Here is a 14,374-nt window from a genome sequence, read left to right as displayed (position 1 = left end):
GTCAGCGCAGCGTCTGCCACGTTCCCCGGCTGCGGCGCAGGACTGCGAGCCTCTCTGTGACGGCGACCTGCTCCACGGCATGGCGCATGTTGGCAGCGGCCTGCAGCGCCTGGCGGTTTTCGGCGTCGTACGCATTCGGATCCACGGTGAAACGCACGGTGATCCGCGGAACCCCGGCAACGACGTCGAGCTGGTTCGCTTCGACCACGTGGGCGGAGCCGACGGCAGCGACAGCGGCCTCCATCACCTGCTCCGGAACGTGTCCGGGGCGCAGGCCAGTGATGTTGAGCTGGGCTCGGAAGGAAGGCATCCGTCCACTTTATCGGGGCACGGCACCCTCTCCAGGTTCGCCGGCGGACGGAGCGGACGATGCAGTCTCCCGGAGGAAACGGATCGACTCTTTGACCCGCCGCGGGACGCGGGTCCCGGGCGGCAGGGCGGCGACCACGGCGTTAGGCGGCAGCTCGTCGGCAAGCGGAACATAGGCGACCTTGAGCCCGTCCCCCGTTGTGTCGTTTACCGGGCGGGTATTGACCATGGAATAGCCCAGGCCGCGGGCAACAAGGGAGCGGATGGTTTCCATGTCCGTGCTGGGCCAGCGGAGTTTCGGCTCGACGCCCACGGCGCGCATCATGCCGGTCACCCTTTCGATGGTGGGCGGCACGTCATGAAGGATGGCCCATTCATCCTGTACCTGGGCGAAGGTAATGGACTCCTGGCCTGCCAGCGGATGCGTCGCCGACAGCATCAGGTGCGGTTTCACCCGGGCGATTTCCGCCAGCTCCACGCCGTCGACGGCCTGCAGCGAGTAGATCAGGGCGAGATCGATCCGCCCTTCCAAGACCTCCTGCTGCAGTTCGGCAGCGCTGTCCTCATGAAATGAGACGTCCACCGCCGGATACTCCCGGCTGAAATAGTCCACCAGACCAGGCAACAAGCGCGGGGACAGGGTGGGGCTGCAGCCCGCGCGCAACGGCCCCCGCATGTCATCAAACCCGCCGGCAACGGCCCCCTCGATGTCGCCAATCATGCTCAGGATGTGCCTTGCCCTCGCCGCGAGCTCCACTCCCGCCGGCGTTGCCACCACTTTCTTCGCGCGGGTCCGGATCAGCAGATCAACACCTACGGCGTGCTCCAACTGGGCGATGGCCATGGAGGCCGCCGCCTGCGAGATATTCGATTCCTTCGCGGCCGCCGTGACGGAGCCGTGGTCCAGTACGGCAACGAAGTACTGCAGTTGGCGAATGGTGAACTCTGCCATCAACTCCCCTTATGAACTTCATCAAATTGATTGACTATACACATTATGTGACAGCAGACACACTTGAAGAAATCAGCGTTCTTCATCTCGAGGAGTATCCATGACCGCGTCGCACCTCAAGCCCCGCATCGTCACGCTCGGCACGGCCGGCGGGCCCCGGTGGTGGACGCCCGCTGAGGAAAACAACCGGACCGGAATCGCCACCGCCGTCGTCGTCGGGGATTCCTTCTACCTGGTGGACTGCGGACACGGTGTTGGCCGGCGTCTGAGCCAGGCCGGCCTGAAGCTGGCCAACCTGCGCGGCATCTTCCTCACCCACCTGCACTCCGACCACACCGTGGATCTGGCCAGCCTTGCCATTTTCGGGCTGTACGACCTTCTCGACCGGCGCAATGATCCCGTCCGGATCATCGGTCCCGGCAACCGCGGCATGCTGCCGTACACCTCACCGCGCGCCACGGTTGAGCCCGTCCCGGTGGCCCCGCACTGTCCGACTCCCGGAACCCACGAAATGTTCGAGCAGTTGATGTACGCGCACGCCACGGATCTCAACGACAGGATCATCGACAGCCTGCGCCCGTCCCCGTTTGAGCTGTTCGAAGCGTCCGATATCGAGATTCCGCAGGACATCGGCTACCACCCGAACGAGAACCCGACGCCGGCCATGGATCCGTTCGTGATCTACGAAGACGACCTCGTCAAGGTCTCGGCCATCCTGGTGGAGCACCCTCCGGTGGCACCGGCCTTCGGGTTCCGCTTCGATACTGCGGAGGGCTCGGTGACGTTCTCCGGCGACACTACCTACACGCAGAACATGGTCACGTTGGCGCAGGACACCGACCTGCTGCTGCACGAGGCTATCGACTTCGATTTTGTCGAGGCTCTGTACGCGGACAAGACGGACGAAGGCTCCCGGGCAGCCAGGGACCACCACTACAAGTCGCACACCAGCGTCCGCGACGCCGCAAAGGTCGCCAACGAGGCCGGCGCCAAACAACTGGCCCTGCACCACCTCGTTCCCGGCATGGCCGACGATTCCGTCTGGAAGCAGGCCGCGGAACATTTCCACGGCACCTTCCACGTACCGGCGGACCTCGAACACATCGAACTCCGCCCGTCCCGCTGATTCCTAGCGCTCCATCCATGAACCCCTCCCCAGATCCCTCGACCTCATCATCAGGAGGAATTGTGTCCGAGTCACTGACGACCGTTACGCAGTCCGCACCGTCCGCACCGCAGCACCAGTCCGGCTCCGAGTCCTTGAACACGAAGGACATGCGCCGGATCCTCGCGTCCAGCTTCATCGGCAGCGCCATCGAGTACTACGACTTCATCTTGTACGCGACCGCGGCCAGCATCGTTTTCAATACCGTATTCTTTGCCAATCTCAGCCCCGCCTTCGGCCTGTTCGCCTCTTTCGCGACGCTTGCCGCCGGCTATCTGGCGCGTCCGCTCGGCGGAATCGTCTTCGGCCACTTCGGCGACAAGGTCGGGCGCAAGAAAATGCTCGTGCTGTCCATGCTGCTAATGGGCGCCTCGACGGTCCTCATCGGCCTGCTGCCCACCACCGCCGTGATCGGCATCCTCGCCCCGGTGCTGCTGGTGACACTGCGCGTCATCCAGGGCGTTGCCGTGGGCGGCGAATGGGGCGGCGCCGCCTTGATGGCGCTGGAGTCCGCACCGCAGAAGAAGCGAGGCCTAGCCACTTCCTTCGCCACCGCCGGCGGCCCCGCCGGTGCCGTACTCGCCACCCTGGTGGTTTCGCTGACGTCCGCCCTGACCGGCGATGCGTTCCTCCAGTGGGGCTGGCGCATCCCGTTCCTGCTCAGCGCGGTACTGATCGCCGTCGGTATGATCATCCGGCTCAAGGTTGCTGAAACGCCGATGTTCCAGAAGCTGCAGGAAGCCGGCGAAAAGAAGCGCATGCCGCTCTTCGACGTGCTGCGCAACCATCCGCGCGCCGTTGTTGTTGCCCTGATCGCCACCATGAGCTTCTACGCCTGCCAGGGCATCCTGACCGTGTGGGGCGTTTCCATCGCCGTCGGCAACGGAGTGGACCGCTCCGGGGTACTCAACTGGAAGGCGGCAGGCGCCGTCCTCACCCTGATCATGTGCTTCTACACCGCGCGGCTCAGTGACCGGGTCGGCCGCCGCAAGGTCCTTACCGTCGCGGGCATCACCGGCATTGTGCTGGCCTACCCGCTGCTGATCCTGCTGAGCAACGGGACGCTGTGGGGCTTCGCCGTCGCCATCGTGGTCGGCAACGGCATTGTCCAGGGCGCCCTCTTCGGCCCCATCGGCGCCTACATCGCCGAGCAGTTCCCCACCCGCATGCGCTACACCGGCGCCTCGCTGTCCTATCAGGGCGCTTCGGTGCTCGGTGCCGGCTTCACCCCGATGATCGCCACCGGCCTGATGATCGCGGTCAACGGCAGCATCTGGCTGGTCGGAGCGTTCTGGATCTCCGTCATCCTCGCCGGTACCATTGCCGTCCGCGCCACGCCGGAAGGCACCAAGGTCAACCTCGACTGACGCCGCCGCACCGAACAGCTGAAGAGGAAATGCCCGGATGGAGGTTCCATCCGGGCATTTCCTGTCCGTGGGTGCACCCACTGACCATGCCGGCCTCAGCCCGTGTTGCGCAGGCCCGCCGCCACCCCGTTGACCGTGATCAGCATGGCCCGCTGCAGGCTTTCATCCGGTGCACCGCCGCCCGAGGTCCCGTTCTCGCGCATCCTGCGCAGCAGCTCCACCTGCATGTAGGAGATCGGATCCAGATACTGGTCCCGCACCTCCAACGACTTTTTGAGCACCGGCTGGTTGTCCAGCAACCGCACTTCGCCGGTGAGGCGCCGGACCTCGGCCACCGTGAGCTCGAACTCCTCGCGGATCCGGTCGAACAGGTGCTGCAGCCGGGCAGGCACCAGCGTGGCCGCATAGTGCGCGGCGATGTCCAGGTCCGTCTTGACCAACGTCATTTCCACATTGGAGACCACGGTCTGGAAAAAGTGCCACCGGTCCGCCATCTCCTGCAGCATCTCCCCATGACCGGCCTCGCGCGCGGCCTTCAACCCGGAACCGACGCCGTACCAGCCGGGCACGATCTGCCGCGACTGGGTCCAGCCGAAAACCCACGGGATGGCGCGAAGCCCTTCCAGTCCGGCGCCTGAATCCGGCCGCATGGAAGGACGTGAGCCGATCTTCAGCGAGCCCAGTTGTTCCACCGGCGTCGAGGTGAAGAAATACTCCGGCAGGTCCGGATCCTCAATGAGCTCCCGGTAGCAACGGAAGGACGCGTCGGAGACGGTCTCCATCACCTTCCCGTAGCGTTGGCGTTCACTGGCGGAGGTGCGCGGCTCCCGGTGCAGCGCAGAGCCTTCGAGCACAGCCGCCAGCGCCAGTTCCAGGTTCTCCCGTGCCAGCGTCTGCAGTGAGTACTTGTCCGAAATGACTTCGCCCTGCTCGGTGAACTTGATTTCGCCTTCCAGCACGCCGTTCGGCTGGGCGAGGATGGCGTCGTAGGTGGGCCCTCCGCCACGGCCCACAGATCCCCCGCGGCCGTGGAAAAGCCGCAGCCGGACACCGTGTTTGGCGGCTACATCGCGCAGGACCCGCTGCGTCTGGTGGATTTCCCAGAGGCTGGTCAGCACGCCGGATTCCTTGTTCGAATCCGAGTACCCGAGCATAACTTCCTGCACGTCGCCGCGGAGCCGGACAATCTCGCGGTACTGCGGATCCGCCAGCAGCCCGTCCAGAATCCGCCCGGACCGGCGCAGCTCCTCCACTGTTTCCAGCAGCGGCGCGAAGCCGATGCGGGCAAACGCGTCCCCGCCGTGCAGCCGCAGCAGGCCGGCTTCCCGCGCCAGCACCACGGCGGCCAGCACGTCGTCAGGACCGCGGGTCATGGACACGATGTACGTCTCCACGACGTTCGAGCCGTAGGTCTCCAAAGCCCGCTGGATTTCGCCGAACACCGCGTACGTCTTGGCTTCCTCGCCTGCCAGCGGAGCCGGCACCGGCGCCAGCGGACGGCGGGAGGCAAGCTCCTTCGACAGCAGAACCTGGCGCTCCGCCCGCTCCAGGTCCGCATAACGCCCGGGCAGTTCGCCCAGCCGGTCCATCAACACACCGACGACGGCGTGGTGCCGCTCGGCATGCTCGCGGACATCCAGCGTGGCCAGGTTCAGTCCGACGGCGGACATGATCCGCCGCACCCCCGCCAGCGCTCCATCCGCCGCCAGCGAGGACCCGTGGGCACGCAGCGATCGTTCCAGCAGCCCCAGCTCGTCCAGCACGTGCGTGGCGGAGGCGTAGTCCCGCCCAGGCTGGTGTGCGGTGCCGTTCCGGACGCGGGCGGAGGTGTTCATCAATTTCGCCTTGATGCACGTGAGCTTCAGCCTGTACGGCTCCTGGGCATTGAGCACGAGCACGCGCTTATCCAGCCCGGGCAGCTTTTCCAGATCCTGCTGAATGGATTCCAGCAGCTCCGGCTCCGCCACGGCGAGCGCCGTGGAGTTGGACAACACCGAGATCAGCTCGTCAATCTGCTCGATCCCGATCCGCACGGCGTGCTGGTTCTGCAGGGCGAGGATCTCCCGCGTTACGTCTGCGGTGACGTTCGGGTTGCCGTCCCGGTCGCCGCCGATCCAGCTGCCGAACCGCAGCGGCGAGCGCTCGGCGGACAGGGACGCGCCGTGCGCGTCCAGCAGCTCCGCCAGGTCGGCCAACAGTTCCGGGACCGCGCCGCGGAAAATGTTGTCGAGGTAGTAGAGGGCGTTGCGGGCCTCATCCACCGGGCTGGGCCGCACCTGCCGCAGCTCGTCCGTCTGCCACATCTGGTCGATAATTTCCGCCAGCCTGCGGTCCTGCCGCCGCCTGGCCACGCTGTCCTCTGCGGTCCGCACCGCCAGCACATCGGAGAGCTTGCGCAGCTTATCCAGCACCGAACGGCGCGATGCTTCGGTGGGGTGGGCGGTGAAGACCGGTCGTACATCCAGCGCGTCCACGGCCTCTTGCAGCGCCGCCGGGCCCGCCTTCGTGGCCACGTCCGCCACCGCCTTGGCCAGCCAGCCGTCCTGTTCCGGCCGGGTCTGCAGGGTCCGGACGCGGTGGACCTGCTCGGCCGCATTGGCCAGATGGAAGTAGAAGGCGAAGGCCCGCACCAGCTGCGTCGCCTGGACAGTGGGCAGTCCCGCCAGCAATTCCCGCACCTGGTCCGCCACGTCCCGCGCCGTCCAGGGCCCGCTGGCCTCCCCGCCCCCGCGGGCCGCCTCCTTGGACTCCTTCGTCAGCAGCCGCACCTGCTCCACCAGCTCCAGCAGCTCCGGGCCGTGCTGGCGCACCAGCGATTGCCCCAGCAGCGTGCTGACGCGGCGGACATCCGCGCGGAGCCTGGCATCGAGATCCCCTTCAGGCATGAAAACCCTCCTGTGCCATCAACCGCCCCTACAGATTGAACGCGGGCGTGTGCGAGGGCTGGTACAGCAGAATGTCGTCGGCGCCGGGCACCTGCAGCATCGCGCCGGTGCCGAAGCCCATGTCCGTTGCTTCCCCACGGAAGTTCGCGCCGCGGCTTTCCAGTTCAAACATGGTGGCCGCCAGATCGTCGCACATCAAGGCGATCTGGTGGTGGCGCGGGGCGGAAAATTCCTCGCCTTCCCAGACACCGCTGGTCGGATGGACGCCCAGCTCGCTCGGACCGGTCTTGAAAATCAGCCAGTCCTCGCCCGAGCCGGCGTCGGGAATCGAGGGCCACTGCAGTACGTCGCGCAGGAACGCCCGGGTAGCCGTTGGCTCGTCGGAGTAGATCAGCGTGTGCACGGAAGTGATCATGGATCCTAGGCTAGCGCCCGGCACTGCTTCCGGTAACCTCCCGCGGACCTCCCGGTGCGGCTTGTCTTGCAGCGGCCCCCGGGGCAGACTGTGCTGATACAGCCCCGGGTGGGCGGTGACAGCCCCAGCCAGCCCCAAGGAGCGTCTTGACCAGCCTGGAAAACGAGATCACTACGGCCGAAGCCGAGTTCGATGCCTGGCACAGAAAGCGCAACGACGCTTTGGCCGAAGACTTCGGGCTGCTGACCCTCACCTCGTTCCAGTGGCTCGCCGCCGAGCCGTCCGCCGTCGACCTTGTCCCCGGGCTGTGGAGCGCGGACCTCCGGGTGGCGGCCCTGAACGCCGGTGCCTCGGATGGCTTCGTGACGTACGACGGCGGCACACCGGTCCGCGGGATCCTCACCAAGACGGTGGCCGAGCGCAGCCAGACGATGTGGGTGCGCTGGTGCGGCGGCACGGAAGCTGTGGCGGTGGAGCTGGCCAGACGCGACGGCCGCTATCTGATCCGCACCCGCGCCGCCTCCACCCCTGCACAGCAGGATTTCAGCGGCGTGCCGGTCTTCGACTTCGATCCGGACTGGATCATCAAGGGCAGCTATGTTCCGTACCTCTCGCCCCAGGTTGCGCGCATCTCTACGGCCCGCAGCGATACCTCGCTGACCGCGGTGCTGGCCGGCGGGATCACGTTCAACTACCAGGGCTCAAGCTACCGGCTGCAAGCCGAGTTCGAACCGGAAACGGGCGCGCTACGGGTGACCTTCCGCGACGCGACCAATGGACTTGATACGGCGGCCTGGCGCTTCCTCGACGTGCCGCCACCTGCGCTGGACGGAACCGTGCTACTGGATTTCAACCGCGCGCAGAACTACCCGTTTGCCTTCACCGAGTACGCGGTATGCCCGGCGCCGGTGGCGGCGAACCAGCTGCCCTTCGCCGTCACCGCCGGCGAGAAGCTGCCGGTCTGAACAGGCTACTGGCTCTTAGGCCGCTCAGACGATCGCGGAAATCCCCGTCACCGCGCGGCCCACAATCAGGCTGTTGATCTCGTACGAACCCTCGTAGGTGTAGATCGCTTCGGCGTCGGAAAAGATCTTGGCCATCAGGTAGTCGGTCACAATCCCGTTGCCGCCCAGAATGGACCGGCCCAGCGAGACGGTCTCGCGCATCCGCGCCGAGGTGTAGGACTTGGCCAGCGCGGCCTGCGCCATGTCGGCCCCACTGTGCCGGGTGCCCTGCGGGCCGGTGTGGCCTTCCTCCTGCAACTGGGCGACCCGGGCCAGCATGCCCAGCGACGCCGTGGCATTTCCGAGCATCCGCACCAGCTGGTCCTGGATCAGCTGGAAACCGGCGATCGGGCGGCCGAACTGCTTGCGTTCCAGCGCATACCGCCGGGCCACCTCGTAGGCCGCGAGCTGCTGGCCGACCGCCTGCCAGCCCACCATGATGCGCGAGCCCCGCAGCAGATGCTTGGTGTCGTCGAAGCTGCTGATCCCGGCGAACCGGTCCGCTTCCGCAACGCGCACGTTGTCCAGGATGATGTCCGCGTTCTGCACCGTGCGCAGCGAGATCTTGTTGCCGATCCGCTCCGCCCGGAAACCCTCCAGCGTCGAATCCACAATGAAGCCGCGCACCGCGTCGGCGTCTTCGTCCCGGGCCCAGACCAGCATGTAGTCGCAGAACGTGCCGTTGCCGATCCACCGCTTGGCCCCGTTGAGGATCCATTGGTCGCCCTCGCGCCGCGCAGTGGTCGCCATGCCGCCGGCGACGTCGGAACCGTGGTCCGGTTCGGTCAGCGCGAAGGCACCGGTGATACGCAGGGCCAGGGCGTCCTCGAGCAGTCGGGCCTTCTGCTCCGTGCTGCCGAACTCGTACAGCGCCTGCACAAACAGATCGTGGTGGACCATGAAGAAAGTGGCGATGGACGTGTCGGCTCGGGTCATTTCCGCGATGACCAGCCCGGCGAACAGGTGGCTGTAGCCCTGCTGGACCGGTGTGCTCAGCTCCAGCCCGGCCAGCCCCGGCAGCAGCTCCACCGGAAAGCGGCCGCGGTTCCACCAGTCCACCGCATGCGGTTCGACCTCGGCGGCCAGGAACTCGCGCAGCTGGGCCAGCTTCAGCCGCTCCCGGTCGCTGAGCAGGGACTCGAACCCGTAGAAGTCCGGCCGCAGCAGGTCCGCCATGTTCGCGCTATTCACAATATTCTCCGTGCCCGGCATTAGCGTGGCGCCATCCGGATGGCGCCGTCCAGCCGGATGACCTCCCCGTTGAGCATGGCGTTGTCGATGATGTGCGCAGCGAGGTTGGCGTATTCGCCGGGCCGGCCCAGCCGGGACGGATGCGGCACCTGCTGCCCGAGCGAATCCTGCGCCTCCTGCGGCAGTCCGGCCATCATCGGCGTTTCGAAGATGCCCGGCGCAATGGTGACCACGCGGATCAGCGAGCGCGCCAGTTCGCGGGCGATCGGCAGCGTCATGGCAGCCACGGCTCCCTTGGAAGCGGCGTACGCCGGCTGGCCGACCTGCCCGTCGAAGGCAGCCACGGACGCGGTGTTGATGATGACGCCGCGTTCGGGCCCGCCCAGGTCCGTACTGACCGGTTCCGTGTCGACCATGGCAGCGGCGGCCAGACGGATCACGTTGAAGGTCCCGATGAGGTTGATCTGCACCACCTTGCTGAAGTTCTCCAGCGGAAGCACGCCGCCGCGCCCCAGCACCTTGCCCGGGGTGGCAACTCCGGCACAATTGACGACGACGCGCAGCGGGCCGAGCGAAACGGCCGCATCAACCGCCGCCTGCACATCTTCCTCGCTGGTCACATCGGCCGGTACGAAGACAGCCCGCTCCCCCAGTTCCGCCGCGTATTCGGCCCCCGCGGATCCCGGGAGGTCAACGAGCACAACGGAGGCACCGCCGTCGTACAGTCGGCGGGCAGTGGCGGCCCCCAGGCCGGACGCACCCCCGGTCACCAGCGCAACGGAATTGGCAATCTCCACATGAACCTCCTGAAATGAATCCTTTCCGCCAGCCTAGTGTGGTCCGGCGCACAGCGCATTCGGACGGCTGCCGACCGGGCACAACGTCCCTGTGAATACCCGGACCGGGACAGTTACGCTGGTCAGATGGTCGCAGAGTCCAACAAGCTTCCCGGCGAACACCCGCCCCAGCCCAAGTTCGCCGCGGGCCGGGCGGAAGAGGCCGCCGTCGCTGTGGTCCGGCACTTCGGCCAGCGCCTGTTGGGCCTCCCGTTCACCCATCTCGGTGGGGTGGCCAGGCCGCGGCAGAGCTATCTGCCGCTGGTCGGGCCGTGGCATTACTGGTGGCAGGCGCACTATCTGGACTGCCTGGTGGATGCGGGCTGGCGCGAACTCGAACGCCAGCAGCATTACGACGGCGGGTTCGGCGTCAGCGCCGGCCAGCTCGGTGCGCGTCTGTTGCGCAGCATCAAGTGGCGCAACTGCTTCCGGTTCACCAACTCCTACTACGACGACATGGCCTGGCTGGCGCTGGCCGTCGGGCGCCTGGACGCGCTGGCTGCCGCGACGGGCAAGCCGCGGTGCCGCAACCGGGCCGCTGCCCGCGCCCTGCTGCCGGCGCTGGAATCAGCCCATACCGCGGACCTGGGCGGCGGGTTGTTCTGGAACACCACGCGCGATTTCAAGAACACCCCCGCCACGGCGCCGGCCGCCCTCCACTTTGCCCGCATCGGCCAGACGGACCGCGCGGCGGCCCTGCTGGACTGGCTGGATGACAAACTTTACGACGGCGATTCCGGGCTGTACCAGGACGGGCTGCGCATCGTGGGCGGCGAGCCGGTGCTGGTGCCGGACATCTACAGCTACAACCAAGGCCCGGTGCTGGCGGCGCTGCTGGAAGTGGGCCGGGAGGCAGACCTGCAGCGGGCCGCGGAACTGATCAAGGCGGTGGCCGCAGGGCTAACCATCGAACATGACGGCCTGCCCGTGCTGCGCACCCACGGCGACGGCGACGGCGGACTGTTCACCGGGATCCTGGCGCGCTACCTGGCGGTTGCCGCCAACTCGGAGCGGCTGCCCGCAGATACCCGGGAGCAGGCGCGCATGCTGGTAGCCAACACCGCCGCCGCCTTCTGGTCCGGCCGCCGGCTGGAGAACCACCGCACATGGGAAGTACTGGTGTTTTCCAAGGATCCCGTCCTGCCGGCCAAGACCACTTATCCGCCCGGCAGCCGGGTGCAGCTTTCCACCCAGCTGCAAGCCTGGATGACGCTCGAGGCGGCCGCCTCCGTCGCCTGACAACCGGCGTCGTTGTCATGATTCGACAATAAGTCATGTGGCTGTTGCTTATTTCGTTTGACTTCTGCCACAATGGCTGAGCACAGGTGAGCTAAGGCTAACCTAAACTTGTTTTCCGGGTTCTGCGGTGGGGACCGCACCCGGTCCTCATTTTCCTGAAAGGTTCTCCATGAAGATCCGCTTCCCGCAGCTTTCCGCAGCCGCCATTGTCGCCGCCGCTGCACTGACCTTGTCCGCCTGCGGCTCCGGCTCGGCCTCGCCGGCCCCCGAAGGCTCCGCCGCTGCAGCGGGCGAAATCACCGTCTACAACGCGCAGCACGAGTCGATGACCCAGGCCTGGGTGGACGCGTTCGAGGCCGAGACCGGCATCAAGGTCAACGTCCGCCAGGGCAAGGACACCGAGATGAGCAACCAGATCATCGCCGAGGGCGAGGCCTCCCCCGCCGATGTCTTCATCACCGAGAACTCCCCGGCCATGACCCAGGTGGAAAACGCCGGGCTCTTCGCCGACATCTCCTCCACCGTCCAGGAGAACGTGCCCGAACAGTACCGGCCGTCGTCGAACAAGTGGTCCGGCGTCGCGGCACGGTCCACGGTCTTTGTGTACAACAAGGACGCGGTGAAGGAAGCCGACCTGCCGGCGTCGATCATGGATCTGGCCGATGACAAGTGGGCCGGAAAGTGGGGAGCTGCTCCCGGCGGAGCGGACTTCCAGGCCATCGTCTCCGCCATGCTGGAGCTCGAAGGCGAAGAGGCCACCGCCGAATGGCTCAAGGCCATGAAGGAGAATGCCAAGGCCTACCCGAAGAACGGCGCTGCCATGAAGGCCGTCAACACCGGAGAGGTCGACGGCGCCGTCATCTACCACTACTACTACACGGCGGACCAGGCCGAGACGGCCGAGAACTCGGGCAACGTCGCCCCGCACTACTTCAAGAACCAGGACCCGGGTGCCTTCGTCAGCGTCTCCGGCGGCGGCGTCCTGAAGTCCTCCAAGCACCCGGAAGAGGCGATGCAGTTCCTTGAATTCATCACCTCCAAGCAGGGCCAGGAATCTCTGGCTGCCGGCAGCGACTACGAATACCCGGTGGGCAAGGATGTCACCCCGCGCGAAGGACTGGTACCCCTCGAGGAGCTCGAAGCTCCCTCCGTCGACGCCGCCAAGCTGAACAGCCAGAAGGTTGTTGAGCTCATGACGGATGCCGGCCTGTTGTAGAACTGCCCATGTCGGTTCATCCACGAACGTACACCGGTAGCCGGGGCCCTGCGGTCCCGGCTACCGGTGCGCCGTCTGTTGACGTTTCGGATGGACCGTCCCTATTGGCGCGGCCGGACTTACCGACGGCGACCGACGCTCTGCCTATAGCCACGGTTGCGTCCAGTGCCGTTCAATCCGGCACTGTTCCGGCCGACTCCGTTCCGTCCGGACCTCAGCTGCCCGGCACCCCGTCTCCGATTCGACGCGCCCTTCAGCGCAGGCGCAGCGGTGCGCGAGCGCCGTACGGAACGGTAGCGGCCGCCGTCGTTATTTCGCTGGCGACCTTGGTGCCGCTGGGCTTTGTCATCGTGATGACGGTGGCCACCGGCTGGGAAACGGCGGCCGAGCTGATCTTCCGGCCCCGTGTTGGCGAGCTGCTGTTCAACACTGTGGCGCTGGTGCTGGCGACGGTGCCGCTGTGCATCGTGATCGGCATTGCGGCGGCCTGGCTGGTGGAGCGGACGCAGCTGCCCGGCGCGAGGTTCTGGTCCCTGGTGCTCGCCGCGCCGCTGGCCGTACCCGCTTTCGTCAACAGCTACGCCTGGGTGAGCACCATTCCGTCGCTGGGCGGGGTTGGCGGCGGCACGCTGATTTCGGTGCTCTCCTACTACCCGCTGGTCTACATTCCCGCGGCCGCGGCCCTGCGCCGGATGGATCCCGCGCTCGAGCAGTCCGCGGCGTCCCTCGGGCTGGGACGCTGGCGCACTTTCTTCCGCGTGATCCTGCCCCAGCTCTGGCTGCCGATCACCGGCGGCGCGCTGCTGGTGGGCCTGCACCTGCTGGCCGAATTCGGGGCGTTTTCGATGATCCGGTTCCCCACCTTCACCACCGCGATCATGGAGCAGTACCAGTCCACTTTCAACGGCGCGGCGGCCAATATGCTCGCCAGCGTTCTGGTCTTTATCTGCCTGCTGATGCTGCTCGCCGAATCCCGCCTGCGCGGCAACGCCCGTTACGCCCGGATCGGTTCCGGGGTGGCCAGCCGCCCGCCTGCCTTGCCGCTGGGACGGTACCGGGTTGCCGCCGTCGTTGGTGTGCTGGCCCTGGCGGTGCTGGCGCTCGGGGTGCCGCTGGGCAACATCCTGCGCTGGCTGGTGGCCGGCGGAGCCGAAATCTGGAACCTGCCCGTGATCGGCGAGACGCTGCTGCAGACCCTCGGTTTCGGCCTGGCCGGTGCCCTGCTGACCGTGGTGCTGGCGTTCCCCGTGGCATGGCTCGCCGTGCGGTATCCCGGCTGGTTCACCAAGATGCTGGAGAGCACCAACTACATCACGTCCTCGCTGCCTGGCATTGTGGTGGCGCTGGCCTTTATCACCGTGGCGATCAACTTCGCGCGGCCGCTGTACCAAACGGTGCCGCTGGTCATCGCCGCCTACGTGTTGCTCTTCCTGCCGCGGGCCCTGGTGAACCTGCGGGCCGGGCTGGCGCAGGCGCCGCAGGAGCTCGAAGAAGCCGCACGGTCGCTGGGCAGTTCGCCGTCCAAGACGTTCTTCCGCGTGACCCTGCGCCTGACCGCCCCCGCTGCGGCCGGCGGGGCCGCCCTGGTTTTCCTGGGCATCGCCAACGAGCTGACCGCCACGCTGCTGCTGGCGCCCACGGGCGTGAACACGCTGGCCACCCGCTTCTGGGCGCTGAGCTCGGAGATCGACTACACCGGCGCCGCGCCGTACGCGCTGATCCTGATCCTGCTCTCGCTGCCGATGACCTACCTGCTATACACCCAGTCGCAGAAAGCTGCCGGGCAATGACCTTC

General features: G+C 66.7%; 12 protein-coding genes. 6 read left to right on the top strand and 6 right to left on the bottom strand.

Annotated elements, in window-relative coordinates; all coding sequences use genetic code 11:
- Nucleotide 1: 1 nt before the first annotated feature.
- Together HGO92_RS06190 and HGO92_RS06185 are read right to left on the bottom strand one after the other, a co-directional pair.
- The gene (locus HGO92_RS06190) at nucleotides 2-310 is read right to left on the bottom strand and encodes a hypothetical protein (RefSeq protein ID WP_169992875.1); all 309 of its coding nucleotides are present in this window, start codon (nucleotides 308-310) and stop codon (nucleotides 2-4) included.
- Nucleotides 311-319: 9 nt separating this feature from the next.
- A complete protein-coding gene (locus HGO92_RS06185; protein ID WP_169992873.1) occupies nucleotides 320-1,261 on the bottom strand; it encodes a LysR family transcriptional regulator in 942 nt (313 codons plus the stop codon).
- Nucleotides 1,262-1,361: 100 nt separating this feature from the next.
- Between HGO92_RS06185 and HGO92_RS06180 the strand changes: the two genes are divergently transcribed.
- Together HGO92_RS06180 and HGO92_RS06175 are read left to right on the top strand one after the other, a co-directional pair.
- A complete protein-coding gene (locus HGO92_RS06180) occupies nucleotides 1,362-2,387 on the top strand; it encodes an MBL fold metallo-hydrolase (RefSeq protein WP_169992871.1) in 1,026 nt (341 codons plus the stop codon).
- 62 nt (nucleotides 2,388-2,449) lie between these two features.
- Nucleotides 2,450-3,793, top strand: coding sequence for an MFS transporter (locus HGO92_RS06175; RefSeq protein WP_346768872.1), 1,344 nt, complete (start codon nucleotides 2,450-2,452; stop codon nucleotides 3,791-3,793).
- Nucleotides 3,794-3,888: 95 nt separating this feature from the next.
- On the opposite strand, the gene ppc is transcribed toward HGO92_RS06175, so the two are convergent.
- Together ppc and HGO92_RS06165 are read right to left on the bottom strand one after the other, a co-directional pair.
- Nucleotides 3,889-6,678 carry a phosphoenolpyruvate carboxylase gene (gene ppc, locus HGO92_RS06170; protein WP_169992867.1) on the bottom strand — a complete coding sequence of 930 codons (2,790 nt, stop codon included), beginning with the start codon at nucleotides 6,676-6,678 and terminating at the stop codon, nucleotides 3,889-3,891.
- 28 nt (nucleotides 6,679-6,706) lie between these two features.
- Nucleotides 6,707-7,093 carry a VOC family protein gene (locus HGO92_RS06165; RefSeq protein WP_169992865.1) on the bottom strand — a complete coding sequence of 129 codons (387 nt, stop codon included), beginning with the start codon at nucleotides 7,091-7,093 and terminating at the stop codon, nucleotides 6,707-6,709.
- A gap of 146 nt (nucleotides 7,094-7,239) precedes the next feature.
- Between HGO92_RS06165 and HGO92_RS06160 the strand changes: the two genes are divergently transcribed.
- Entirely contained in the window at nucleotides 7,240-8,058 is an 819-nt protein-coding gene (locus HGO92_RS06160) for a DUF1684 domain-containing protein (protein WP_169992863.1), read from the top strand.
- A 24-nt stretch (nucleotides 8,059-8,082) separates the two neighbouring features.
- On the opposite strand, the gene HGO92_RS06155 is transcribed toward HGO92_RS06160, so the two are convergent.
- Nucleotides 8,083-9,309: an acyl-CoA dehydrogenase family protein gene (locus HGO92_RS06155; protein WP_440915762.1), complete on the bottom strand. Its 1,227-nt coding sequence runs from the start codon at nucleotides 9,307-9,309 to the stop codon at nucleotides 8,083-8,085.
- Complete coding sequence (locus tag HGO92_RS06150) at nucleotides 9,309-10,085, bottom strand: SDR family NAD(P)-dependent oxidoreductase (RefSeq protein WP_169992861.1); 777 nt, start codon at nucleotides 10,083-10,085, stop codon at nucleotides 9,309-9,311. Before HGO92_RS06150 ends, HGO92_RS06155 begins: the two co-directional genes overlap by 1 nt.
- A gap of 126 nt (nucleotides 10,086-10,211) precedes the next feature.
- On the opposite strand from HGO92_RS06150, the gene HGO92_RS06145 reads away from it, so the two are divergent.
- The 3 genes from HGO92_RS06145 to HGO92_RS06135 all read left to right on the top strand — a co-directional run bounded on the left by HGO92_RS06145 (nucleotide 10,212) and on the right by HGO92_RS06135 (nucleotide 14,369).
- Entirely contained in the window at nucleotides 10,212-11,363 is a 1,152-nt protein-coding gene (locus HGO92_RS06145) for a glycoside hydrolase family 76 protein (protein WP_169992859.1), read from the top strand.
- A 169-nt stretch (nucleotides 11,364-11,532) separates the two neighbouring features.
- Complete coding sequence (locus HGO92_RS06140; protein WP_169992857.1) at nucleotides 11,533-12,579, top strand: iron ABC transporter substrate-binding protein; 1,047 nt, start codon at nucleotides 11,533-11,535, stop codon at nucleotides 12,577-12,579.
- 311 nt (nucleotides 12,580-12,890) lie between these two features.
- On the top strand, nucleotides 12,891-14,369 hold the full coding sequence (locus HGO92_RS06135; protein ID WP_346768878.1) for an ABC transporter permease: 1,479 nt from the start codon (nucleotides 12,891-12,893) through the stop codon (nucleotides 14,367-14,369).
- Nucleotides 14,370-14,374 lie beyond the last annotated feature (5 nt).

This window comes from Crystallibacter degradans, assembly GCF_012952295.1.
In the GTDB taxonomy this organism is placed as follows: domain Bacteria; phylum Actinomycetota; class Actinomycetes; order Actinomycetales; family Micrococcaceae; genus Crystallibacter; species Crystallibacter degradans.
Note: the sequence above shows the minus strand (reverse complement) of the source record. Positions and strands in the feature narration are given on the sequence as shown.